This is a genomic window from Paenibacillus sp. FSL A5-0031 (genome assembly GCF_001956295.1).
Taxonomy (GTDB): domain Bacteria; phylum Bacillota; class Bacilli; order Paenibacillales; family Paenibacillaceae; genus Pristimantibacillus.
Map to the genome: position 1 here is coordinate 20,819 of NZ_MRTD01000016.1, position 25,988 is coordinate 46,806.

22 protein-coding genes are annotated in these 25,988 nt (G+C 45.5%); 6 read left to right on the plus strand and 16 right to left on the minus strand.

Annotation, left to right across the window (positions count from 1 at the left end):
• Positions 1-113: 113 nt before the first annotated feature.
• The 7 genes from phoU to BK120_RS24830 all read right to left on the minus strand — a co-directional run bounded on the left by phoU (position 114) and on the right by BK120_RS24830 (position 8,234).
• Positions 114-773 carry a phosphate signaling complex protein PhoU gene (gene phoU / locus BK120_RS24800; protein WP_076270305.1) on the minus strand — a complete coding sequence of 220 codons (660 nt, stop codon included), beginning with the start codon at positions 771-773 and terminating at the stop codon, positions 114-116.
• A gap of 108 nt (positions 774-881) precedes the next feature.
• On the minus strand, positions 882-1,637 hold the full coding sequence (gene pstB, locus BK120_RS24805; protein WP_076270189.1) for a phosphate ABC transporter ATP-binding protein PstB: 756 nt from the start codon (positions 1,635-1,637) through the stop codon (positions 882-884).
• Positions 1,638-1,649: 12 nt separating this feature from the next.
• Positions 1,650-2,525, minus strand: coding sequence for a phosphate ABC transporter permease PstA (gene pstA, locus BK120_RS24810; protein ID WP_076270190.1), 876 nt, complete (start codon positions 2,523-2,525; stop codon positions 1,650-1,652).
• 1 nt (position 2,526) lies between these two features.
• The gene (gene pstC / locus BK120_RS24815; RefSeq protein ID WP_256711019.1) at positions 2,527-3,390 is read right to left on the minus strand and encodes a phosphate ABC transporter permease subunit PstC; all 864 of its coding nucleotides are present in this window, start codon (positions 3,388-3,390) and stop codon (positions 2,527-2,529) included.
• 189 nt (positions 3,391-3,579) lie between these two features.
• Positions 3,580-4,575, minus strand: a complete 996-nt coding sequence (locus BK120_RS24820) for a PstS family phosphate ABC transporter substrate-binding protein (RefSeq protein WP_076270191.1) — start codon at positions 4,573-4,575, stop codon at positions 3,580-3,582.
• Positions 4,576-4,675: 100 nt separating this feature from the next.
• Entirely contained in the window at positions 4,676-5,929 is a 1,254-nt protein-coding gene (locus tag BK120_RS24825; protein WP_076270192.1) for a methyl-accepting chemotaxis protein, read from the minus strand.
• A 235-nt stretch (positions 5,930-6,164) separates the two neighbouring features.
• Positions 6,165-8,234 carry a beta-galactosidase gene (locus tag BK120_RS24830; RefSeq protein WP_076270193.1) on the minus strand — a complete coding sequence of 690 codons (2,070 nt, stop codon included), beginning with the start codon at positions 8,232-8,234 and terminating at the stop codon, positions 6,165-6,167.
• 121 nt (positions 8,235-8,355) lie between these two features.
• Between BK120_RS24830 and BK120_RS24835 the strand changes: the two genes are divergently transcribed.
• From BK120_RS24835 to BK120_RS24850, 4 genes are all read left to right on the plus strand, one after another.
• Positions 8,356-9,204: a helix-turn-helix transcriptional regulator gene (locus tag BK120_RS24835; protein WP_083682407.1), complete on the plus strand. Its 849-nt coding sequence runs from the start codon at positions 8,356-8,358 to the stop codon at positions 9,202-9,204.
• A 421-nt stretch (positions 9,205-9,625) separates the two neighbouring features.
• Positions 9,626-10,813, plus strand: coding sequence for a M20 family metallopeptidase (locus BK120_RS24840; RefSeq protein WP_076270195.1), 1,188 nt, complete (start codon positions 9,626-9,628; stop codon positions 10,811-10,813).
• Between the two features lie 47 nt (positions 10,814-10,860).
• On the plus strand, positions 10,861-11,619 hold the full coding sequence (locus BK120_RS24845; RefSeq protein WP_076270196.1) for a threonine/serine exporter family protein: 759 nt from the start codon (positions 10,861-10,863) through the stop codon (positions 11,617-11,619).
• A 76-nt stretch (positions 11,620-11,695) separates the two neighbouring features.
• Positions 11,696-12,172: a threonine/serine exporter family protein gene (locus BK120_RS24850; protein ID WP_083682409.1), complete on the plus strand. Its 477-nt coding sequence runs from the start codon at positions 11,696-11,698 to the stop codon at positions 12,170-12,172.
• 6 nt (positions 12,173-12,178) lie between these two features.
• Here BK120_RS24850 and BK120_RS24855 read toward each other — a convergent pair whose 3' ends face one another.
• On the minus strand, positions 12,179-13,030 hold the full coding sequence (locus BK120_RS24855; protein ID WP_076270197.1) for a lipoate--protein ligase family protein: 852 nt from the start codon (positions 13,028-13,030) through the stop codon (positions 12,179-12,181).
• A 174-nt stretch (positions 13,031-13,204) separates the two neighbouring features.
• Between BK120_RS24855 and BK120_RS24860 the strand changes: the two genes are divergently transcribed.
• Positions 13,205-14,071, plus strand: coding sequence for an AraC family transcriptional regulator (locus BK120_RS24860; RefSeq protein ID WP_076270198.1), 867 nt, complete (start codon positions 13,205-13,207; stop codon positions 14,069-14,071).
• A gap of 124 nt (positions 14,072-14,195) precedes the next feature.
• On the opposite strand, the gene BK120_RS24865 is transcribed toward BK120_RS24860, so the two are convergent.
• The 3 genes from BK120_RS24865 to BK120_RS24875 form a co-directional block, all read right to left on the minus strand.
• Positions 14,196-14,918 carry a response regulator transcription factor gene (locus BK120_RS24865; RefSeq protein WP_076270199.1) on the minus strand — a complete coding sequence of 241 codons (723 nt, stop codon included), beginning with the start codon at positions 14,916-14,918 and terminating at the stop codon, positions 14,196-14,198.
• A 109-nt stretch (positions 14,919-15,027) separates the two neighbouring features.
• Complete coding sequence (gene pnpS / locus BK120_RS24870) at positions 15,028-16,803, minus strand: two-component system histidine kinase PnpS (RefSeq protein ID WP_076270200.1); 1,776 nt, start codon at positions 16,801-16,803, stop codon at positions 15,028-15,030.
• Positions 16,804-16,841: 38 nt separating this feature from the next.
• Complete coding sequence (locus BK120_RS24875) at positions 16,842-17,819, minus strand: bile acid:sodium symporter family protein (protein ID WP_083682411.1); 978 nt, start codon at positions 17,817-17,819, stop codon at positions 16,842-16,844.
• 115 nt (positions 17,820-17,934) lie between these two features.
• Between BK120_RS24875 and BK120_RS24880 the strand changes: the two genes are divergently transcribed.
• Positions 17,935-19,077 (plus strand): YfbR-like 5'-deoxynucleotidase, encoded by a 1,143-nt coding sequence (locus BK120_RS24880; protein WP_076270201.1) that lies wholly within the window; start codon positions 17,935-17,937, stop codon positions 19,075-19,077.
• 55 nt (positions 19,078-19,132) lie between these two features.
• Here BK120_RS24880 and BK120_RS24885 read toward each other — a convergent pair whose 3' ends face one another.
• From BK120_RS24885 to BK120_RS24905, 5 genes are read right to left on the minus strand one after another with little or no spacing between them, the layout of a single operon-like run.
• On the minus strand, positions 19,133-20,749 hold the full coding sequence (locus tag BK120_RS24885) for a glycoside hydrolase family 3 protein (RefSeq protein ID WP_076270202.1): 1,617 nt from the start codon (positions 20,747-20,749) through the stop codon (positions 19,133-19,135).
• A 31-nt stretch (positions 20,750-20,780) separates the two neighbouring features.
• A complete protein-coding gene (locus BK120_RS24890; RefSeq protein ID WP_076270203.1) occupies positions 20,781-22,421 on the minus strand; it encodes a response regulator transcription factor in 1,641 nt (546 codons plus the stop codon).
• On the minus strand, positions 22,418-24,229 hold the full coding sequence (locus BK120_RS24895) for a cache domain-containing sensor histidine kinase (RefSeq protein WP_076270204.1): 1,812 nt from the start codon (positions 24,227-24,229) through the stop codon (positions 22,418-22,420). The genes BK120_RS24890 and BK120_RS24895 overlap by 4 nt, the downstream gene beginning before the upstream one ends.
• 19 nt (positions 24,230-24,248) lie before the next feature.
• On the minus strand, positions 24,249-25,094 hold the full coding sequence (locus tag BK120_RS24900; RefSeq protein ID WP_076270205.1) for a carbohydrate ABC transporter permease: 846 nt from the start codon (positions 25,092-25,094) through the stop codon (positions 24,249-24,251).
• Positions 25,094-25,975 carry a carbohydrate ABC transporter permease gene (locus BK120_RS24905; protein WP_076270206.1) on the minus strand — a complete coding sequence of 294 codons (882 nt, stop codon included), beginning with the start codon at positions 25,973-25,975 and terminating at the stop codon, positions 25,094-25,096. Before BK120_RS24905 ends, BK120_RS24900 begins: the two co-directional genes overlap by 1 nt.
• Positions 25,976-25,988: the final 13 nt, after the last annotated feature.

Below are 25,988 nucleotides of genomic sequence, written 5' to 3' on the forward strand. Positions count from 1 at the left end.
CATAAAAGGATTAACTTGCGGTAAAATTCGACATTTTTCTTAGTTCTTTTCTCCTAAACAAAAAAACCGTCCAGCAGCTAAGCGTGGGCGGTCTTAAGTATGTTTTCAGTAGGTTATACGTTCAAATCCGGACGATTGCCCGTTACGAGATAAACGACGCTCTCACCGATGTTCGTCGCGTGATCACCGAATCTTTCGAGGTAACGTCCGACGAGAGTAAGTAGCGATGACTGTGTAATGTTGCGAGGGTTTTCCATCATAAGGGAATAAAGCTCGCGCGTAATTTGTCCATACAGGGCATCAACCTGATCGTCGTCCTTCGCCATTTTGTAAGCAAGGTCCACGTTTTCTTGAATAAACGATTGAATGGACTCGTATGTCATAAGCTGAACAATTTCTGCCATACGCGGCAAATCGATTAACGGTTTTATTAGCTCCTGACCCTCTAAACGCAATACAACCTTAGCAATATCAACGGAGAGATCGCCCATACGCTCCAAATCGCTTGCAATCTTAAACGAGGACAGAATTCTTCTCAAATCCTTGGCAACAGGCTGCTGCGTAGCGATCAGCTTCGAGCCGATTTCCGTAATCTTTTCTTCCATTTGGTTAAGCGACGGGTCCAGCTTTATGACCTGCTTCGCACGGTCAACATCAACGGTTTTTAATGCTTCCATCGATTCTACGAGCGCTTTTTCAACAAAAGTACCCATATCAATCAGCAAATTATGAAGATGCTCTAGTCCTTGGTCAAACTCTTTACGCGTGGTCATCATGAACGGCATTCCCCCTACAAGGTTTGTAAAACAACATCATTCGCAAAGCCAAAATCATATGATTCAGCCTCTTGAATAGAAGTTTTCTCCCACGATCCGTCCGGCTTAGCCGAAACGTCCGCTTATATAATCTTCTGTGCGCTGATCGGTTGGATTGGAGAACAGCTTCTCCGTATCCGAGTATTCAACGACCTCGCCATTCAAGAAAAACACCGTTTGATTGGATACGCGGGCTGCCTGGTGCATGTTGTGAGTAACCATCACGATTGTGTATTTATCTTTCAATTCTTGAGCAAGCTCTTCAATTTTCAGCGTGGAAATCGGGTCAAGCGCTGATGTCGCCTCATCCATAAGCAAAATATTTGGGTTTACTGCAAGTGCGCGGGCAATACAAAGGCGCTGCTGCTGTCCACCAGATAAACCGAACGCGGAACGTTTCAAGTGATCCTTTACTTCCTCCCACAATACCGCGGATTTCAAGCTTGTTTCTACAATTTCATCGAGCTCGCGCTTGCTAGTAATACCATGCAGGCGAGGACCGTATGCCACGTTATCATAAATTGATTTCGGGAATGGGTTCGGCTGTTGGAATACCATGCCGACCTTTTTGCGCAGTGTTTCAACATCCACTTCATTCGAGTAAATTTCAGTACCGCCAATGGCGATACCTCCCTCAATCCGAGTGCCCGGTATCATATCGTTCATACGGTTTAGTGTACGAAGCAAAGTTGACTTTCCGCAGCCGGATGGACCGATGAATGCAGTGATTGCTTTCTCAGGTATCGTTAGCGTTACATCCTTCAAAGCGTGGAAAGCGCCGTAAAACAAATTCAGCTTGTTAATATTAATAAGTGCTTCCATATCGTTTTCCTCCTAAATATTCTTCTGATACTTGTTGCGAAGCAAAATAGCCGAAAAGTTCATTAGCAACAGCAGCGCTAGTAAAACGATAATACCGCTGGCCGCAAGCTCCTTGAATTCAAGCTGTGGCTTAGACAACCAGTTGTACACTTGAATAGGAATAACCGTAAACGAATCCTTAAGACCTTCTGGCAAAAAGGCAACATACGTTAATGCTCCGATCATAACTAGCGGTGCCGTCTCTCCAATTGCACGAGACATAGCAAGAATGACGCCAGTTAGTACGCCCGGAAGAGCTGAGGGCATAACAGAGCGAGAAACGGTCTGCCACTTGGTTGCGCCTAGAGCGAACGAAGCATCACGGCGTGATTTCGGAACGGCACGAATTGCTTCTTGTGCAGATACGATAATAATAGGAAGCACAAGCAGCGTCATTGTGAGCGCCCCTGCAATGAGGCTGCGATCAAGCGCGAGCAATCGTACGAACAAGGTTAAGCCCAAAATACCGTATACGATGGACGGAACGCCCGCTAGTGTACTGATATTAAGCTGAATCATTCGGGTAATCCGGCCCTTTTTCGCATATTCCTCCAAGAAAATCGCAGCTCCTACTCCAAAAATAAAGGAAATAGGCGCCATAATAAGCAGCATGTAAATTGTACCAACCAGCGCCGACTTCATTCCGGAACCGTCCGCTTTGCGAGACGGGAAGTTCGTGAATAGATCAGGCTGGAGCCTTGCAATACCGTCGATCAAAATATCTACGATTAACGCGCAAAGCGCGAGAACGCCGATGGAAGTGGCGGCGACGAACAGGATATGAAGCATCCAATCCTTTTTCCTACGATTAGCAATTTGTTTGCGGTTTGCATCTAGAAATATGTTCATCTTAGTACTCCTCTCTGAATCTTCTTGCAATGTACTGGGCAAGAATATTGAGTAGGAATGTAATGACGAACAACGTCATGCCGACCGCGAAGATCGATCCATACTCAACCGTTCCATGCGGCGTATCCCCAAGGCTGACCTGAACGATATAAGCGGTCATCGTCTGGATGCTCTCGAGCGGATTAGCCGTCATATTAGGTGTAGAGCCTGCCGCTACCGTAACGATCATCGTCTCGCCGATCGCCCTTGAGAAAGCAAGTACGGCAGAAGCCACGATACCCGAGAAGGCTGCTGGCACAACGATTTTCAAAGCAACCTCGAACCGTGTTGCGCCAAGCGCATAAGCGCCGTCACGCAAGCTGCGCGGTACAGAGGACATCGCATCCTCACTTAGCGAGCAAACCATAGGAATAATCATAATACCCACAACAATACCGGCACTTAATGCATTGAACACGCCGGCGCTATGAAAAATACTTTGAATAAGCGGTGTAACCAAGCTAAGAGCAAAGTAACCATATACGATGGTTGGAACTCCTGCGAGTACCTCCAATATCGGTTTAATTACTTTACGAACCCGCTTCGGTGCATATTCTGATAAGTAAATGGCACTTGCAAGCCCTAGTGGGATAGCGACTAAACAAGCGATAAACGTAATCATGAGCGTGCCTGACAGGAGCGGCAAAACGCCGAAGCTTTTGGGCGGAATTAACGGTGACCATTTGGTCCCAAACAAGAAATCAAAAATCGGTATTTTTTGAAAAAACTGATAGGTCTCTGAGATGAGTGTGACGACAATACCTATTGTAGTTAGAACAGATACGGATGCACACAGGAACAATAGGATTGGCATCAATTTGTTCATGATGCTTACGCGTTTATTTTTGAAATCATAGACTTCCTTGCTGTTTGTTTGAGCCTTACTGACCGTTTGCAGCCCTTGGCTTGGCATTGCAGCGTCCTCCTTCTTGCCTTTACAATTCGTTTACATTTGTGCCGATAAAAAGGTGATGTCCCTCGAGACACCACACATTTTCATCAGGTCGTTTGTTGCTTATTTAATTTTTGCTGCTTCTGTTGCGTATTGCTCATCTGGAAGTGATACATAACCAACTTCGCCAGCAAAAGTACCGATGTTGTTGATATAGTATTTAACGAATGCGTTCACTTCTGGACGCTCAAGCTCTTTATTGTTTGCATAGATGAAGAGTGGACGGGACAATGGAGCATAAGTGCCGTCTTTAATTGTGTCATAAGTTGGTGCAATAGCGCCTTTGCCGCCGTCTACAGGAACAACTTTCAATTTATCTTGGTTTTCTTCAAAGTAAGCAAAACCGAAGTAGCCAATGCCGTATTTGCTGCCTGCTACGCCTTGAACAAGTGCGTTGTCATCTTCAGAGAAGCTGATTGCTTTATCATTGCGAATGCCTGCTTTTTCAAGAATAGCTTCATTAAAGTAGTCATAAGTTCCGGAATCAGCGCCTGGTGAGAACATTACGATCGGCTCAGCAGGGAAAGTGTCGCGAACGTCTTTCCAAGTAGTTACTGTGCTGCCAGTTGTAAAGATCTTGTTCAACTCTTCTACTGTCAAGTGGTCGATGAAGTCATTGTCTTTGCTTACAACGACAGACAAACCGTCAAATGCTACAGAAAGCTCTGTATATTCGATGCCAGCTGTTTTACAAGCTGCTGCTTCTTCTTCTTTAATAGGACGGGAAGCATCTGCAATGGCAATTTCGCCTGCGCAAAATTGTTTGAAGCCGCCGCCTGTGCCAGATACGCCAACCGGTACTCGTACATCTTTGTGCTCTTTGTTGAATTCTTCAGCTGCAGCTTCTGTAAGTGGGAACACTGTGCTTGAACCATCAATTTTAATCTCGCCTGATAATTTCACATCTTCACCAGCTGGTGCGTTTGTTGCAGTGTTATTCTTAGATCCTGTATTTTCAGAACCTTTATTTCCGCTATTATTACCACATGCAGCTGCGAATACGAGCAGCGTCACCATCGACAACATTAGAATTCCTTTAAACCCTTTTTTCTTTAACAACTCTACCACTCCTCTTATTATGTCTGTAAGGGTTCATCCCCGTGCCTCTTATACTACTAGCCGTTTGTAAACCTCGTATTCTGTTTTTGTAAACTCCATGTTAAAAATAAGATTGCTGTAATTTTTTCATTTCGACTGCGATATGAACGGCTTGCTGATGTGCTTGCTCCGATAACACGCCAATTTGCTTCGCGCTATTGCGATTATCAGCAGCCGCTCGGAAAAGATGATTAAAGACCTCCACGGCTTCATTGATATTCGCTTCGCTTGCGATCGTCTCCATTCGTCCCGAATGAGCAAGACTTGTTGTTTGCGTAATGGCATCAACTATCGTTTTCGTCAACGTCGTAATTTCGTTCGCAAATTGCTTCGTTTGGCCTGCCAGCTTCATCACTTCACCAGCTACTACTGCAAACCCGCGCCCATGCTCCCCTGCACGGGCTGCTTCTATAGAAGCATTCAGCGCGAGCAGATTACTCATCTCTGCCAGTTCTTTTATTAATAAAGAAACTTTGCTGATTGACCCCGCCTCAGATTGAAGCTCATTCATCCGTTTCTCCTGAAGCTCAGAATTCAGCGTCATAGCGTTAAAAGCTTTTGTTACTTTATCCAGCTCGTTTTTGCCGGTTAGGGTCAAATCGACCATATTTACAGACATTGACTCGCCATGTTCAGTTGACTTGCGAACGCTGCTGACGGCTTGTTCGATCTCTCTCACCCGCTGCTCTGCTGAGCGAATCGTACTCATTTGCGCATCAACGGCTTCCTGCTGCAGCAGCCGAGAAATCTTGAGCATGTCCGACACAGTTAATATACCTGCAAGCTTATTTTTTAACGTAACGATGACACAATCGTAAAGCACACTCTCGTGGCGGCTTAATGCGCTGTCAATGAGCTGCTGCGGTGCATAATCATAATCGACTACGAGCGGACTCGCATCCATAAGCTTTGTAATCGGTTTGTCATCATACAAATCTGCGCTAAAGCGATGGCCCAGCTTCAGGAAGAAACGATTGCGCATCATCAGACCGAAAGGAGCCCCTTGCTCCCCAGTTACGATAATGCACTCACTTTCCGGATGCTTCTTAAACACAGCGATCGTCTGCCGGCATGTATGCTCTGCGTCTATTGTTGGAGCCTGACGCAAAAAATGATGCAGGCGCGTTGCTTCTGCTTTTACCGGATGAATGGTTATTTCATCAGCACGCTGCTCCGCTTGCTTAACAGTCCTTTCATCGGTTCCTTTTACCTCAATTGATTGTTGTACGTTTCCGTTAAGTGGTGTGTTTGGAGCAGTACGCTCATTTTTCTCGATAGCTGATTGTTTTTCTTTATCTAGAACAGTCGCTGTCACTTCACCCTCACCCTTCCTTCTTTTTCCTTATGCACTCACTATAGGTCGCAAGCATCAATTGAATTAGGTAGAAATGTTATCGGAATGTTAAATTCGACAATATATTTTTTAATTTCCGTAAAAACATGCCTATTGTATTTTCCAATAAGAGAGTCTTTATGACTAAACATCAAAAAAGCTGTGATCCACGTCCAGTTTCCTGTACGCTTCACACAGCTTTTCTATGAGGCTAGTATTATTTCGAAGCTCGTTTCAAGATCCGGCAGCCGTAAGGCTTCAATTCAACACTGTTGTTTAGAGCCGCACCCGTCAACAAATCTGTATACTGCTGAGCATCTAAAGCAACCGAAACCTTATTTGCACTGAAATTGGATACAAAGACGTAGTCATTCACGCCATCCGTTCTTAATTGTGCAGTTACGCCATGCGGCAGCTCGGAATCAAGAACTCGCTTGATCCCCTCTTGCTCTATAATTCGAGTCAGAAAATCGTTTGTAAAAGCTGCTTCGTTGCGCGATGCAACATAGTAGGCTTTGCCTGCACCCAAATGATTTACCGTTAAGGCAGGGCGACCCGCATAGAAATCCTCTCCATATACAGCAAGTGCCTCCGCGCCTTCAAGATGGATGAGATCACAGAGCTCGCTTGCTGTATATCGGCCGCTCAGTCCAAGCTTATTTCCGTCCTTCAGCACGACCTGATTGGAATCATGATCATGCAGCGAATCGATCTCCTCAGACCAGATCCCAAGCGTCTTGCGCAGCGGTCCTGGGAAACCTGTAAGGAAGCATAGATCATTCTCATCAACAATACCTGTCCAATAAGTAGCGATGAAAGTACCGCCATTTTCAACAAAACGTTCAATGCGCTCGCCTACACCTGGACGCACCATATATAACATAGGAGCAATAAGGAGCTTGTACGAATCAAAGCTGCATTCCGAATCAATAATGTCCACTGGCACACCCAGATCCCAGAACGGACGATAATGGCGTTTAGCCGTTTCCTCATAATGAAGTCCGCTATTGCGCGGGCCTTGCGAATCCTTTACTGCCCAGCGATTTTCCCAATCATAGATGAGCGCTACCTCTGGCTTCACAGTCGTACCTACTACTTCAGTGAGTTTCTCCAAAGCTTCGCCAAGCTCAGCCACATCGCGGAAAACGCGAGTATGCTCATGACCGACATGGTCCACTACTGCACCGTGCAGCTTCTCGCTTGAGCCTCTGCTCTTGCGCCACTGGAAATACTGAACAGTATCTGAGCCATGTGCAACCGCTTGAAGCGATGACAGCATATGCATGCCTGGACGCTTCACTTTGCTGATCGGCTGCCAGTTTGTCATGCTAGGTGTGCTTTCCATCAGCATGAACGGCTTTCCGCCGCCAAGCGAACGAAACACATCATGGTTAAAGCCGATCCATGCCGCTTGCTCGCTGTCGTCTCCGCCATTGTCGTGCCAAGTTGGATAAGCATCCCACGAAATCATATCGAGCAGTTCTGTAAACTTCCAATAGTTAAGCGGCTCAAAATCAAGCATAAAGTTCGTCGTAATCGGAAGCTCGCTGTTAGCAGCGCGCAGCGGAGCAATTTCGTTGCGGCAGAAATCAACCGTTTGATCCGTAACGAATCTTCTCCAGTCAACATTCTGACCGTGAACCGCTTTCTCGCCACGATCGGTTGGCGACTCGACTTGGCTCCAATCGGTATACGTATGGCTCCAGAACGTCGTCCACCAAGCATCGTTAAGCGCTTCTAGTGTACCGTATTTATTTTTCAGCCAGTCGCGGAAAGCGTCTTCACAATACGAGCAGTGACATTCGCCGCCATATTCATTTGATATATGCCAGCCGATGACCGCAGGATGATCCGAATAACGTTCAGCCAGCTTCGAGTTCATGATCGTTACCTTCTCGCGATATACAGGTGAGCTGAAGCAGTGGTTGTGACGCGCACCATGCAAATTACGAATTCCGTTAGGTGCAACGCGCAGCACTTCCGGATATTTTTGAGACATCCATACCGGACGTGCTCCGCTTGGTGTAGCAAGCAAGGCATAGATGCCGTTAGCAGCAAATTTATCAAGCAACGTGTCCAGCCATTCAAATGTAAATACGCCTTCCTCAGGCTCGATCGCCATCCATGCAAAAATGCCTACAGACATCACGTTGCAATGTGCAAGCTTCATGAGTCGGATGTCTTCCTCCAGCACCTCGGGATACTTCTGCCATTGATCTGGATTATAATCTGCACCATGCAGCATTTGCGGAATTTTTGCACTTATCGGGGGAAATTTCATACTCATCTCATCTGCCTCCATTTTCGTCTTGCTTGCGGCTATTATTGGTTATACTATAATGATATTCATATTATAGCTTGTTCCTCGAACCAACTATATAACAGTATTTTCGCATCATTATAAAAATATGAAACAGGAGGCCACCGCTATCGACACGATGGTTTTTCCGATTTTGACAGAGACAGACAAGACACTCCCGGTTTATCTCACGAGTATCGGGCATTGGAGCGATCAAGAGCCGATTGACCGTCCAAACGGCTATCCTCATTTTCAATGGCTGCAAGTCATTAGCGGCTCGGGCGAGCTCCATGTTGGCGATCAACAAATGACCGTTCGAGCTGGGCAAGGGTTCTGCCTGTTTCCAAACGAGCAGCATCAATATTTTTCAATACAAGCGCCTTGGGAAATCATTTGGATGAGCTTTAGAGGCGATTTGTCCGACAAGTTGTTTAGGCAGGCTGGAATTACACAATCCGGTGTCTATTCGACTGCTGATCATGATATGATTGTTACCCACATGAAAAACATTTACGCAATGACGCAATCCGGCCGATCCTTTCTCGGGCTCGAATGCTCAAAGCTGGTTTACATGTTTTTACTTGATTTAATGAAGGTTATTCTTGTAAGCTCACACTCGGTAGAACAAAACTACTTGAAGCTGCAACCTGTTCTTCATTATATTGAAGCTAATTACAGCAAGCTGATTACGATAAAGGATTTAGCAGGCTGTATCGATGTAACGCCGCAGTACCTATGCTTGCTTTTTAAGAAAGCTTTGAAAATGCGACCAATGGCATACGTTAACCGGGAGCGCGTCAATCGGAGCAAGGAGCTTATGTTTCGCGAAAGCGAGATCAAGATGCACGAAATCTCCCAGCGCGTCGGCTTCGACTCCCCCAGCTACTTCAGCTCCGTCTTTAGACGGCTTGAAGGATTAAGCCCGGAGCAGTTTAAAAAAATTCACGGCATGCGTTGATGTGGGGGCAGTTGGGCCACTCGGAGTTGGCTCCGTAAGAACCTATAGGTTCTTACAAGCACATAGATAGGTTACTTTGGAGGCTGTAAGAACACATACGTGCTAACAGCAGCTTTCCGCTGTTGGCAGCACGCCTGACTGGCTCCATAAGAACCTATAGGTTCTTACAGACGCTCAGCTAGGTAACTTCGGAGGCTGTAAAAACACATACGTGCTAACAGCAAACTTTCCGCTGTTGGCAGCACGCCTGACAGGCTCCGTAAGAACCTATAGGTTCTTACGGACGCTCAGATAGGTTACTTCGGAGGCTGCAAGAACACATACGTGCTAATAGCAGACTTTCCGCTGTTTGTAGCCGACCTATTCCGAACATACAGCCGAATTCATAGGTTTCACTTCATTTCAGGAGGTTCATATCATCATGACTAATAAAAAACTTATATTTAATGAAATTGATCTTTATGCGGACGCTTTTCGCACGATATCACGATCGGTGGGCAGCCGGCCAGAGCTTGGACATGAGGAGTTTTTTGCTTCTGAGCTGCTTTGTACGGAGCTTGTAAAATACGGGTTTGAGGTTGAACGTGGTATTTTAGGCATTGAGACATCTTTTATCGGTGTTTACGATACAGGAAGCCCTGGCCCGACAGTTGGCTTCTTATGCGAGTATGATGCTTTGCCAGAAATTGGACATGCCTGTGGACATCATCTCATCTGCTCTATGAGCATGGCAGCAGCTGTCGGACTTAAAGCGGCTTTGATAAACAGCGGCATTGGCGGAAAAATTCGCATCTATGGTACGCCAGCCGAGGAAACACGCGGAGCGAAAGTACCAATGGCAGAGGCAGGTTTATTCGATGACTGCGACTTCGCTTTAATGGCGCATCCATACTATACGTTTGAACGTTCAGGCGAATCACTAGCGCTGGATGCTGTGCAGTTTGAATTTCATGGTCTAGCCGCGCATGCAGCTGCAAGTCCATATGAAGGAATTAATGCGCTGGACGCTGTGCTTCAGCTATTCAATAGCGTTAATGCGCTGCGCCAACAAACACGCAGCGATGCGCGCATTCATGGTATTATTGACAACGGCGGCAAGGCGCCGAACATCATTCCTGATTATGCATCGGCCAAATTTTATGTCCGCTCGGCTTCACGCACGTATACAAACGAGCTCACTGCGAAAGTACTGCGCTGTGCAGAAGGAGCCGCATTGCAGACGGGCTGCACCGTTACAACAAATCATTTCGAATACTCTTATGACGAGCTGCTTACTAATGAAGCATTGTCCGAGCAGTTCAATACGAATCTAATCGAGGCAGGCATTCGCCTTGAGGATATGGAAATCGGCAAGGATCATGGCTCGCTTGATTTAGGCAACGTCTCCGTTCGCTGTCCAGCTATTCATCCTTACGTCAAGGTGGTACAAGATCGTTTGCTGCTTCATACGGAGGCGTTTCGTGATGCGGCAATGACCGAATATGCGCTGGACGGCATGTTATTTGGCGCCAAAATGCTAGCAGCAACCGCATACGACGTATTTGCCGATTCTACGCTGCTCGCACGTATTCGCGCTGAATTCGAGCACCAAACCAAAAGCAGCAAGTAAGAACAGGATAAAGAACAACTTCGCTCGGAATGGGGAGGCAGGCCGCAATGGATAAAAGCATCATCAATAGCCATGAGATTACACAAATTTGTTTATTGGCCGGCAAAATCATTTTGCAAAACGGCGGCGAAACCTATCGTGTCGAAGATACGATGTCCCGAATTGCAGCTGCTTACGGCATAGAGAACTCCCATAGCTTCGTCACGCCGACCGGTATTATATTTGCCATTGACGGTTCATCCCAGATGACGAAGCTCATTCGTATTTCCGAGCGTTCGACGAATTTGCTTAAGGTATCCTTAGTCAACGATATTTCCAGAAAAATTAGCACCGGCACGCTGGCTGCTGGCGATGCACACCGACTTTTACAGGAAATAGACTCTAACGCTTTCGTTTATCCGGTTTGGATGAAGACCATAGCAGCTGCTATAGCGAGCGGCTGTTTTCTTATCATGTTCCAAGGCAGCTGGCGCGACTTCATCCCTGTTGTGCTCATCAGCGGCATTAGCTTCGGTTTTTCAGTTAAACTGCATCGAATCGTGCCGATCAAGTTTTTCTCCGAGTTTATTACGGCTTTGCTGATCGGCACCTTGTCCGTGCTGTTTGTACATAAAGGATATGGATTTGACCTCGATAAAATTATTATCGGCTCTGTTATGCCTCTAGTGCCCGGCTTGCATATTACAGCAGCAGTCAGAGACCTGATGGCAGGCCACCTTGTATCAGGGCTTTCGAAGGGAGCAGAAGCTTTTCTCACGGCATTCGCTGTGGGCGCGGGAATCGCCGCAGTGCTCTCGTTTTATTAATCGAGCAAAAACGCCTTCGGCGTACTTTAGACGCTGAAGCAGCTTTGACGGAGAAATATAAGACAAGTAATAGAAAATGATATACTTTCTTATATTTCGCAAAATTCGGAGGTGTATTACGTTGTCGATATTAGAACAGCTAGTCACTAGCTTTATAGCTTCAGCAGCCTTCGGCCTCATCTTCAACGTACCGAAGCGAACGCTTGTGCACTGCGGTATTGTTGGCATGATAGGCTGGTTCATTTATATTTCCTGCACTGAGCTGTCGCTGGATACCATTCCTGCGACGTTAATTGCTGCTTTTATCGTGACCGTAGTGAGCCAGCTATTCTCAAAGCTGTACAAAACGCCCATCATCGTCTTCAGCGTATCCGGCATTATTCCTTTAGTTCCCGGCGGACTCGCCTACGATGCCATGAGAAACGTCGTGGAAGACAATTATGACATTGCCGTGCAGCTAGCCGTAAAAGCATTCATGCTCTCAGGAGCCATTGCCATTGGTCTTATTTTCTCAGAGGTCGTCAACCAGCTCATCCGCAAAACGGAACGTTAGTGTAATTTATTGAGATGGAATCGCATACCTGGAACGCAATAAGTTGGCCATTTCCATGATTTGTTCTTTTGTCGGCATTACAAGCTTCGACTCTGCTTCTCTCATACCCGCTTCCGTCTGCTGCGAAGCTATGACTCGTTTGACCGCTTTGACAAAAGCTTCTCCGGCTCCTGCGCCAAGCGATGTCAATTGCTCCAAACTAGCCGTGCTTTCAGCAGCCACAAGCGGATAATCGTTTTCGTTTTCCCCCTGCGCAGCTTTATCATAGAAGGATCGAACGAAGCTGGCCCGCTCCTGGCCAGATCCATCCGCTACAATAAAAGCTTGTACAATAAAGGCATGCGTCTGCCGACGCTGTGCGATCCCGCAAAACTTATACCCGCCAATGCTCAAATCAAATTCGCCAGGACAATAAGCGCCTTTGATTTCCCCTTTATCTACCTGGCAGCCCGTCTCCTGTAATGCATGACGAATCAGCCCATACATTTTTTCAAAATCATCATGAAAATGAAAAGAGTCCAACGCTTTTTTCGGCATGATCAGCGATATATTAATGACCCCCAAATCAAGCGGTACCGCAGCTCCTCCCGAATTGCGCACAGCAGTAGACCAGCCTTCCGATTGAAGAGTCATTTCAGCGTCGCCAGCGCCTGGCAATCGGCTATCGCGCAGCCCCATAACAAACGCTCTTGGGTGACGCCAAATATGGCAAATGGCTGGACCTCCCTGCCCTGTTTTTCTGCAAAGCAGCTCATCCAGCGCAAATGGATATAACACATCTAATTCATCCAGCTCATTCATTCGGTCGAGCAGCAGCACATTTTCCAAACCATAATCCTTTATCGAATCCCGTTCCATATGTCGTCCAGCCCTCTCTGCTAATCCCTTACTCCGTATACTTGCTAAGTTATATCTATTTTAACGATAAATGAGCAATCGCGCATCATTTATACTGCTCCCTTATTGCTAATGGCGAAAGCATTCACTACAATAAGGATATTGTCATGCAGCGCCAAGGGGGTAACATTAGATTTGGAAGCAATAAATGAAAAAGTCGCATACGAAAACCCATTGCTGTCGCTGCGCGTTTTTCGCCCCATTCGCAGTCTGGACGGTTACACAAACTGGCATTATCATAAACAGGTTGAGCTGCTGCTCATTCTTGAGGGTGAGCTGGACGTTTACGTCGATGAAGAAAGCTTTCACCTGACTTCCGGCGACATCGTGCTTATCGGAGCTTCGGAGCTGCACTCCGATCGCAGCCATAACTTGCTCGATTATATTGTGCTTCAATTCGATCTGGAACCGTTTTTTGATCAAAGCACGATTCCCTATATGCGGTACTTCTCAGAAACCCAAACACCGCTCAGTAAAGCGAATTATATTTTCCAAGAAAACAACACCGCAAAGCAGCAAGCTGTCTCTTACATTCATCAGCTATTGCACGAGACAACACATAAGGAAAATGGCTACGAGCTGGCAGTCAGCGTTTTAGTCAAGCAAATATTACTGCTTTTGCTCCGCAACGACAGTCGCAAAGTGTTGATTGAGCAAGATAACTTTGAACGTATACGCCTGAAACCGGTGCTCGATTATATCGAAAATCATCTGACAGATCGTATCCAAGTTGAAGAGGTTTGCAAGATCGCCAATATGAGCTATTATTACTTCGTAAAATATTTCAAAAAAACGATCGGGCTTTCTTTTACGGAATATGTGAATTATCGCAAGGTGAAGTGGGCTGAACGCATATTGCTGACGAAGGATTTGAGCATATCGGAGGTTGGCGAGCGAATCGGGATGCCGAATATGGCGCATTTTTATAAAATGTTTAAAAAATACAACGACTGCTCGCCTAAGCAATTCCAGCGTAAGATGCTTGTGCTTAACCGGCAATAGTCTGCTTATCAAGTAAAAATGCCTCCAGCGTCCTTTGGATGCTGAAGCAGCTTTGACGGAGAAATATAAGATAAGTAGGAGCAAATGATATACTTTCATAACTATTAGAAAAAGCTCGTCCACCCTATAATTTCGGGGTAACGAGCTTTTTTGGCATAACGAGCTTATAACCTACACCACGGATCGATTCGATTTGTACAGATTGCTGACCAAGCTCCAGCTTCTTCCGCAATGAGCTCACATGAACATCAACCGTACGTTGGCCGCCGATATAATCGAAGCCCCACACGACATTCATAAGATCATCCCGCGTAATTACCATGCCTGGACGCTGTACTAAATAAAGCAGAACCTCGAACTCCTTCGGTCTAAGCGGAATCGTATCGCCGTTTAAGATGACCTCATACTTCTCGGGATAGATGGACAAATCACCAGCTGTAATGACTTTTTCTGAAGACTCGATCGGCTTGCTATCATCAAGCTGTGTCCGACGAAGCACCGCGGATACGCGTGCTAGAAGCTCAGCCACGCCAAACGGCTTCGTAATATAATCATCAGCACCATGCTTCAGTCCTTGCACAACCTCTTCCTCCGCATTGCGAGCTGTTAAAATAATGACCGGTGTTCTTACGCCATTTTGGCGAAGACGGTTTAATATTTCAAAGCCGTTCATGCCAGGAAGCATGATATCTAAGATGACCAAATCGAAATTACGCTGCAAAGCCGTCTGCAAGCCTTCCCCGCCATGATCGATAACGGTCGTTTCATAGCCCTCTTGGGTCAAATTGTACGACAAAAGCCTTGCTAATGTCGGTTCATCTTCAATGACGAGCACTTTATGCGACATGTTACCTCCAACCTGGCGAATGGCGGCGCCAAAGACGCCGCATCCGCATATTTAGAACGTTTAGCTTTAGTTTATCACGGATTCATGAAGAATAGGTAAATCTTTTTTTCTATTGCAGTACAGGCAGCTCGATCGTGAATGTAGAGCCTACACCAACATCGCTTGTTACCGTAATGGTACCTTTATGAAGCTCAACGAGATGCTTAACGATCGATAATCCAAGCCCCGTACCGCCTGAGCTGCGCGAACGTGCTTTGTCTACGCGATAAAAGCGTTCAAATATACGCGGCAAATCCTTTTTCGGAATACCTATGCCGGAATCGCTAATTTGAATGCGAATATGATCATCGCCCAAACCTTCAACCTTTAAGGATACTCTGCCCCCTTCAGGCGTGTAGTTAATCCCGTTCGATAACAAATTCATAATGATTTGACGCAAACGATCCTCATCGGCTTCAACATAAAGACCCGGCTCGATGTTCATGCTGAGCTCAATTCTTTTGCGTACCGCTTCTGATTCCATCAGCTTAATCGATTTGTGAACGAATGTATCCACTTCTACAGGCGAGAAGACAAGCGGCACTCGCCGTGACTCGATTTTGGACAGCTCCAATATATCTCCGATCAATCGGTTAAGTCGATCTGACTCATCAAATATAATTTGCAAGAAAGAACGTGCTGTTTCCTCATCGTTAACCGCGCCGCCAAGCAGCGTCTCAGCAAAACCTTTTACTGCAGTAATTGGCGTCTTCAGCTCATGGGAGACGTTTGCGACAAATTCACTGCGCATCCTCTCCAGTCTGCGAATAGCGGAAACGTCCTGCAATACGAGCAGCACACCAGAGAAATCATTCCCTTCCGGATGAATCGGCACCAGATTAAGCTCCAGCAGCCTCTCCTCTGGAAAATAAAACGTAATTTCCTCACGCAGATGCTGTTTGCTTTTAAGACCCTCTTGAATCATTTGCGACAGCTCGTATTGCTGCTTCGCTTCCGCATAATGGCGGCCAACGAGCTCACGAGCGGAGAAGCCGAGCACTTCCTCTGCACGTCTGTTCATCAATACGATTTTTCCATTTAGGTCGATCATGACGATTCCGTTAATCATATTATCGAGAACACTCTCAAGCTGATTCTCATTTTGCTGAATACGCGTCATTTGAACTTGCAAGCTGTCTGCCATCGCATTAATAGCATTTCCAAGCTCACCAATTTCATCTTGCTTCATCACTTTTACTCTTGCCAAATAATCCATGTTTTTGATGCGTTTAGCAACCTTCGTAATTTGCTCCAGAGGTCTTGTCAGACCAAGTGCCAAGCGATAGCTAATAAAAGCTGCAATAAGGAAAAGTACAAGCAAACCTAAAAACAGCATCATCGTCAATTGACGTATGCTTTCATCAACTTCCTTCAAACTCATCGCAAGGCGAATGACATCAGGCGCTTGACCCGGCACCACCGTCACAGGAATAGCGACATACATCATATTTTGTCTAACCGTTTCACTGGCCCGAATCGATCTTCCTGTTCCTGTAGCCAATGCTTCCTTAACTTCGGTACGGTTTAGATGATTGTCCATATCCCGAGGATCTCCATTTGAATCACCTAACACCACACCATCATTGCGAATAAAGGTTACTCGAGCACCCGCATAACGCTGGAGCTCCTTTGCCTCATCTGTATAATAGTCATATAAGGAGGAAATTTCGCCTGATTTCCAATTCATTTTTGCCGAGATGATCTGCATCTCACGAACCATATTGTCTTCAAGCGCGTTGATATGGTTTTCTTTGAACGTTTTGACCATAAATAATCCTGCTGCACTGACCGATAATGCGATCATCGCAATCATGATGAGCGTCAGCCTAGTGCGGAAGCTGTTCATTAACATTCACTCCTTATGTTTAATCATGCACACATCGTTTATGGTACATGCGTCGCAGTACTTTCGCTACCCTTGTGATTATTAAGTTTTTGTAAAACATAATGGTACACGGTTGCTAAAGGCTGCTGAATAAGAATCGACAACACAACAGGCACAGCCGCTATTGGACTGAAATAACCGAGCGCCAGCACAATGCCAAGAGAAATGTTGCGCATTCCTGTTGCATAGGAAACCGTCACCTGCTGCTCGCGTTTGCGAAGCGGCGCCGTTCCAATGTAGCCGAAGGCGTAACAGGCACTAACCAGCAGCACAACAATCGGAACGAGCAGCAGCATATCCTGCTTCAGTTCTCCTAAATGCGGCGCAATAGCCGATGCATTTAACGCGACAACACCGACGAAACAAAGCTTGGAAAGCGGTGCTGTAAACGGCTGCACGATGCTTTGAATACGTCCTCGGCTCATTTGATTAAGGGCGACGCCAATGATCGTAGGAAGTACAATAATAACGAGCAAATCAACAATAATGGGTCCTGCCTTCACTTCAACAGCGGAGTCAAAGAACAGATGGATACCCGCCGGCACAACCAGTGGACTAAGCGCTGAATCGAGCACAACCATGGCTAGCATAAGCGGAACGCTGCCTCCTGACATGCCAACCCATAGCACGGTAGACACTCCGATTGGTATAAGCGTAAACAAAACGAGGCCCACCACATAGGGCGAATCTGCACCAAATGCGAGTGCCCCAAGTCCATAGGCTACCAGCGGAGATACGACATGAGCGATCAAAAAAGTAAGCCCCATAATGCCCGGCCGCTTCAATACCTCTCGCAATTGTCCTAATCCGCAGCCAATGGCCATCGTTAGCGTCACATAGGCAAATAGGTATGGAACCATTTCAATAAAAGGCTGAAGCTGTGTTGCAAATAGAAAGCCAAGTATCAACGATCCTGGAATAATGATGAACATCCATCTCTCAAATTGCTGGTTAAAAGCTAAACCCCATTCACGCATGATCTTTCCCTCATTTACCTCTTCTAGTCGATTTTGTACATAAGCTATATAATAACATAGACACTCCGCACATGAACGGAAACTCTTGAACTTCGACTAAAAAGGAGCCCGATTTATGAAAAACGGTAAATTCACCAATACGATCATTCGGATGCAATATGTACCTAGATGGAGCGAATACGCTCCACGATTTGAGGATAACGCCTCCGCTCATAGCTTTAGATGCGCTGCATTGTCGATTTTGATTGGTATTATTGAAGAAAAAATATTCAAGCAGCCGTTAGATAAGCTGAAGCTTGTCGGAAGATGCTTATGGGGTGATCTCAAAAACACGGGCACCGGCTCCATTAAACATGTCACCAAAAAAGAATCGCTCGTTATGAATCATATCCGAGACTTCGAGATGGAACTTAGCAAGGAGATTGTCTCGTACCTATCCAAGTCTCTACAGGCTCAAGCCTTCGATTTTATCGTCCATGCACAAGATGATTCACCTATTGGACGCTTAGTTGATGCCATCGATACGCTGGATGCCTATTTGTATTGTCACAGAGAATCCCGTTATGACACGAATCCTTTTTTTCATGCCAAATATAAGGAGCTCGAACAAGTGCTGCGAAGCACAGAGCTTCCATCCATACACTGGCTGCTCGATGAGTACGATAAACATGATGGCTTTTATGAATTTATCCAATATATTATGAATCTCGATACCGTAAAAAGATGGAACGGCAGCTATAATCTCGTTCCAGACAATGATGCGACACATTCCTTCCGAGTCGCTTCACTTGCTTTGTTTAATGGGCTGCTTGAAATCGAGCGCTTCGGCAATAAAAATATCGATCTCTATAAGCTGCTCGCCAAAGCTGCCCTTCATGATTTGCCTGAAGCTTTATCCGGCGATGTTGTATCGAATTTCAAGCACAATAATCCAGACATTAAACACGCTTTCGAGCAATACGAGAAAGAAACCGCTCAGTTCATGATTAATAAGCTTCCATCGTTTTTTCATGAAGATATGACCGAGTTCATTGTGCACAGCAAGTCAGCAGATGCAAACGGTGAGCTCGTTGATATTTCTGACAAGCTGGACGCCTTAATCAAAGCAAGCCTTGAGATGCGAAATAATCCTCATTACGCTGATACTTATTATAACCAGCTGGTTAAGGTTCAGCATCGCTATGAGAATGACTGTGTTGTTTTTTTCCTTGCTTATATTTTGCATGACTTAACCTATTCCAATTTAATTGGACAATAAGTGTTCCATACAAAATGGCCGCGAGATATATCTCGCGGCCCGGCTTTGGTTTATATTAGCTATGAACAGCAGCACTCCAGCCGAATGGGTACGCAGCCGAAATTTCTAACGGCAGCTTGCCTTGCGGCTTAAGATCACCTAACAATACTCTCGCAGCAGCAGCAAGCGCGAGTGGACGACACTCATACACTGCCATGTACGTTTTTACTTCCGGGTATAGCAATAGATCAAGCGGGTTCCGAACCGACACAGCTATCGTACGCTCCGGTGCCAATTTTACGACCTCGCGTGCAATATCGCGCTCTACGGGATGCTTCGAAGCGTCGTAAGTGACAACGACGATTTGTGAGAATGTTTCCAAATCAGCGAATGGATGGTCATCATCCATTTGACGCTCGACGATATTAGCTCCATACTCTCCAAGAAAGTGACCTAATGAGCCGTCGCCTGAAAGCATTTCGTCAGCTACCGAAACAGGTACTATTTTCGGCCACAATACGAGCGTGCTTTTCTCGCGGCTTAATGGCAGCAATGGCCCTTCATCTTTTACTAGCGTAACTGAAGCCTCACTCCATTTAATTGCAACAGCTCGATTTACTTCCGTACCAATTTCCCATTCCACTTGTGACCACGGCAGCAAAGGCTCCTCAAGCACAAGCTTCTCCTTAAGTGTCATAATCCGATTAAGCGCCTCGTTAATACGAGCTTCTGCAAGTTCACCATTCTCAACAGCACGCACAACGGCTTCTAGGGCAGCCCATTGTTTATCAAATGTATGGCTGATCAGCACCATATCGGCTCCCGCTTGCAGCGCCTTAATAGCGCCTTGCTCTGGTCCATAGGTTTTATCAATCGCATCCATCTCTAAACAATCTGTCACAACAATCCCGTCATAACCAAGCTCTTTGCGCAGTAAACCCGTGATGACAGGCTCTGACAAAGTCGATGGCACGCCTGATGGATCAAGCGCAGGCAAGCAAACATGCGCTGTCATAATGCAGTCCGTACCTGCTTCAATTGCAGCGCGAAACGGCTTCAACTCAATCGCGTCTAACCGATCACGCCCATGCAGCAATATCGGCAGCGCATGATGGGAATCCACCGCCGTATCGCCATGCCCTGGAAAATGCTTAACTGTCGCAGCAACTCGTGCAGCTTGATAGCCTGCTACTGCGGCTGCTCCGAGTTCCGCAACGACATCAGAGCGGTCGCTATACGAACGTACATTAATAACGGGATTATCCGGATTATTGTTAACATCAATACAAGGCGCATAATTCATCGTAACACCCAATTGACGAAGCTCTTCACCACATACAAATGCTGTCTCTCTAGCGCTCTCCTTATCGCCGGTTGCACCAAGTGCCATGTTGCCCGGCATAAGCGTTACACCGTCAACTAGTCTTGCAACCATGCCGCCTTCTTGATCGATCGCTACGAATAGAGGCGGATTGCCAGCTTTTCTTGCGATGCTTTGAAGCTCGCCGCTAAGCTTGTGCACCTGCTTAGCATCCTTCACATTGCGGGAAAAATAGATCGTTCCGCCAATGCCGCTCGTTTCAATTAACTGTTTGATTTGCGCCGTTGGCTCAAAGCCATGAAAACCAAATACAAATAATTGTCCAACCTTCTTCTTCAAGCTCCAGTTATCCCACTCACGCGTTGTCGTCAATGCTTCCCCGTCCCTTCACTTATCAACCCTATTACGACGGCTCATTTAAAGCCTCGTTATGTTGTCCGCCCTCTTGCCGTCTCGTACGATAATCGGTAGGATTCTCACCTGTATATTTCATAAATACTTTTGTGAAATATCGCCGCTCCGCATAACCGACTTCCTTCGCGATTTGTGCAACACTCTTGAGCGATTCCCCAAGCATTGCCTTCGCGCGCTCCATCCGCTGCCGCGTTACATATTCGATAAACGTTTCGCCAAAAGTCTGCTTGAACAATAAACTAAAATAAGAGGTGCTTAAACCGACATGAGTTGCCGTTTCTTCTACACTTAGATCGCGATAAAGATTGCGGTCCAAAAAGGCTTTCGCTTCAGCCATTGAACGTTCCGATTGCTTTTTCTTATCCATAGATTTCTCCGAGACCGTATTCGTAACTTGACGAATAACTGATAATAAATCCTTAATGCCAAAGCGGCGATCCAATCTGCGCCAAAGCATATCCTCTTGCTCGCGAGTAAATACGCCCATTTCTTTCATCTCACGCATAAGATGCAGGACAAAGAAATGAAGCAGCGGCTTCACACGATTTAATGAAGGCTCATTCATTCGCTGCAGCAGCAGCGTAATACTTTGAAGCTCGCTGTCCACGCTTATCGTATCCCCGCGTTTAACCGCTCCAATTAATTTCTCTGCAGTATCCCAAAACGCTTGATCTGCTTGCGATGATTTTTGCTGAGCAGATGGATAAATGGCGATAATATCATGGACAGGCGTGAGCTGCATCCCTTGCTGTACTAGCTTATAGGCTTGGGATAAGTCAGCAACCGCTGCAAACTTATGATAAATACCTGCAAATAAATTCAGCTTTACATGGCTCTTAATCGCAGACAACAACATGTCTGCCCAGTTTTTAATGAAGGCAATATCAAATTCAGCCGTTTTCTCCGTTTCAATGAGTACACACCACTCACCATCTCGAATTTGAATAACCGCATGATGCAGCCCATTTTGCTGCAGCTTCTCACGCAGTACATTACATACAGCAAAATTCCACAGCTTTCTTTCCTTATCGGACCAGTCGCGCCAATCCTTCGTCTTCTCCGAGCTTACATCAAGATCAAGCACAATTAAGACGAACTGCTGCCGCTTGAGCTGCTGTTCATCTCCGGTCAAGAGCCAATTATCTGCAGTAACATCGGTATAATCCATAATAATATCGTACAAAATTTTCTCGCTAGCGAGATCGATCATCCGGCCAAGCTTCTGCTTCTCTTCCTGCTGCAGCTTCTGCTTACTGCGCTGAGTAGACATCACTCTAGCAATAACACCTGTTAATTCATCATAAGGTATCGGCTTTAAGACGTAATCATTGACGCCAAATTGAATTGCTGTTCGCGTATAAGCGAAATCCTGATATCCCGACAGCATAATAATATCGCAAGCCATTGCTTTATCACGGATATGCCGAACAAGCTCCAAACCGTCCATAACCGGCATGCGAATATCGCACAGCAATAAATCAAAGTGTTGCTGCTCCATAAGCTCTAACGCTTCAACACCATTTTTAGCTGTACCGCCAACGGTGAGCCCTAGCATTTCCCAGGGAATAACTTTTTCTAAATTTCTCGTAATATGTGCCTCATCGTCAACTAGGAGTACTTTACCCGTCATAGCTGATCACCTCTGCTCTTCGGAATTACACAGCGAATAACGGTCCCGCTGCCTTCTTGACTACAAATCCACAAACCGAACGCAGGACCATAATGTATGCGCAAGCGATCTGCAACATTTCGTAATCCAAGTCCTCTTCTCTCACCCATTTGCGCAGCATCCGTCTGCTTGCTTTCAGAGTCTGACTCTGCTGACAGCTTAGTCAGCACTCTGGAGCTCATGCCTAATCCGTTGTCACGAACCATAATGACGATCTGATGAGGCTCAGCAGTTACATCAATCGATATCCTGCCTTGTCCGTCTTCATAACCATCAAACCCATGCTGAATGCTATTTTCTACGAGCGGTTGAAGCGAAAGCTTTAGTATGGAGAAATCAAGTGCTTCTGCCGGGACATTCAATTCGTATGAGAAAAGCTCCTCGAAGCGGTATTTCTGAATTTCCAAATAACTGCGGACATGCTCAATTTCTTGGCTGATCCTTATTTCTTCGGATTGATGCATGCTTGTGCGAAGCAAATTGCTTAATCTGCGCACCATTAACATAATTTTTGCGCCTTCATTTTGTGCTGCAAGAGCATTAATTGATTCAAGCGTATTAAATAGGAAATGCGGTTTAATCTGTGCCTGCATAAGCATCATTTCCGCATGCTGCTTACGTGCCTGCTCTCTGCGCACTTCACTTAGCAAATTGCCGATTCGCTCAACCATACTATTGAAGCTGTTGGCCAGTAGAACGGTTTCATCCTTACCTTGAGCTGTTACTCGAATATCAAGTAATCCCTGCTCAACCAATCTCATTTTACGAACAACTTTAATGATCGTTTTGGCTACTCGGTTAACAAAAAAGACGTTGAACAACACCGCCGATAGCAAACCAAGGACCGTAATCATTCCAATCCACTGGACAAACCGAACATTTTCGTTAGTAAGTGAATCCCAAGGCTTTATGGACACAAGTATCCAACCATTGCGATCCAATTGATAGGAAGAAACCAGACTGTCTATTCCTTCAAACTTTTCTCGCGAGCTGTTGTAGTTATTCGTGTGCTGCGGCAATGAATCGGTCTGTTCATTTATATTATGACCATCCATCTTTTTTTTGCTGTCTAGCATAATAAGGCCTGCTTTATTGACAATGAGGTATCTTGTTTCAGCTGCATTGGATTGCGGGTTTTGAAAGGTTTTGAGCATGCTCGATATTTCTTCCGTTTTGTACTGCGTAATCATTACGCCCAAATCATTAAATGACTCAATGTCCTTAACGACTCGAATTTGTGTAAATAGTGGCGGTTCAACACCTGTCAGCTCACGCTGTTCATAAGGTCCAATCCAAAGCGGACGTCCGCCAAGATTCATAACATCCTTATAGACGGAATGCTGTTTGAGCATATCGAAGGAAATAGGTTTGAACGTCGTCGGATCGTTGCGATAAGAGCGAAACATCGTGCCATCCTTCGCGTACAGCACAACAAAGCTGACAGCAGGATGTTGGAACAAAATCCGTTTCATTTCTTTCTCTGCTTGGTTAATTTGAATGAGCGTGCCAGCATCATTAGAATTATACGAGCTGTATTTCAGTGTATCCTGCACCTCTGTGCTCGTTAAATTACCATCGGATAGCTGATCAAGCTCTCGAAAGAAATAATGAATATTGCCTCCTACAGCCCTGAGCGAAATTTCGGTTTGCTCGCTATACTTTTTCTCCAGCAGCGTCTCAGAGTTAATGAATGAGAATATGCCGAGGCCAATCATCGGAATGACGATCAGAAATATGAATGCAAGCATCAATTTCGGTCTCAAGTTCATCTAGGAGGCTCCTTCTTTCTTAACCCTTCACACTGCCTGCAGTCATACCTTCAATGATTTGACGCTGCAAGAACACATACACAACCAGGACCGGAATAATGCTTATGATTACCGCAGCAGATAGCGATGCAAAGTTTGTGCGGTAGCCATCATTAAAGGTTGCCATACCCGTTGGCAGTGTTTTGAGTGATTCAGATGTTATAAATAGTTGGGACAAAATATATTCGTTCCAGTTGCCAATGAAATTTAAAATAAATACAGTAACTAGTGCCGGCATCGAAATCGGAATAATAATTCTGAAGAACAGACCGCTTGCGCCTAGCCCGTCCATAATGCCAGCTTCCTCAAGCTCATTTGGAATCGAAAGCATAAATGCATAAATAATAAACACAGTTATCGGCAAAGCATATGTGGTGTATACCAAAATTAATGACCAATGCGTATCGTATAATGGCTGTCCAAACAAATGGATCTTTTGAATTAAACGGTACAACGGGATAAACAATGCACCCGCTGGGACGATTAGGCCAAGTAAAATGAAATTATAAACAGCTTTATTCATCTTCGTGTATTTCATCCGCGCAATCGCAAATGAAGTCATCGCTGCAAAAAGGAGCGTCAATACACAAGCTGCAACGGTTACAATTGTACTGTTCAGCGCATATTTACCAATATTAGCCGTTTCCCAAGCAGCGATATAGTTATCGAAGTTAAAGCTAGTTGGCAAAGACCATGTATTTACTGTTATTTCACGGTTTGTTTTGAATGATGACATGAATAACCATAACAGAGGGAAGAGCACTACTGCAACATACCCCATTAAAAATGTATGCATCCACCATTGTGTGCCTCGGGAACGTTCCATTAGTACTGCACCTCCTCGCTTTTTGTGATGCGTTGTAAAATACCCGTAAGAATCAAAATAATAATGAACATCGCAACACCGATCGCGCTGCCATATCCAAGTTCAAGAGAGCGGAAGCCAACTTTAAGCATATAAGTCGCCATAACTTCTGTGGATTGGAAAGGACCGCCGTTCGTCATGATTTGTACGATATCAAGCACCTTCATCGTTCCCGAAACAGAAAGAAGCAGCATTACAAATAGGATTGGTCTTACGAGCGGCAATGTGATCATCCATGTTTCTTGCCAGCCGGTTACGCCATCCAGCTTAGAAGCTTCGATAATTTCTTTCGGAATGTTTAGAATTGCTGCCAAACAAAGTACTATGAAGAAGCCGATATTTTGCCATGCATTCGCGATAAGAATCGAGAGCATTGCAAGCTTGGGATCCGACAACCATTCGCGCGCCCAGCTTTCCGGTGCAACTAGACGAATTAATTGATTGATCATTCCTGAATCATAGTTGTACAAAACGCCGAACAAAATGGCTACAGTAGCCGTCGATATAACAACCGGCACAAATACGGCCGATTTGTAAAAGTCACGCATCCGTCTAACTTTACTAATAATGATCGAAATCAAGAAGACGAGCGGAATGTTCACGATTAGGGAAAACGCCATGAAATAAAAGTTGTTTAAAAGTGCTTTTCTAAAAATTTCATCCTGCCACAATCTCGTAAAGTTATCAAATCCGATAAACACCTTCTCAGTAATGCCATCCCAACGAAAGAAACCGTAAAAAAAAGATACGATAACGGGATAAACAAAAAACAAAGCATATAAAGCAAGCGTCGGAATAATGAACGCCACGTAAGTAATCGGATTTTTGAGCGCTCTGTTCATAATGTCCTCCTTT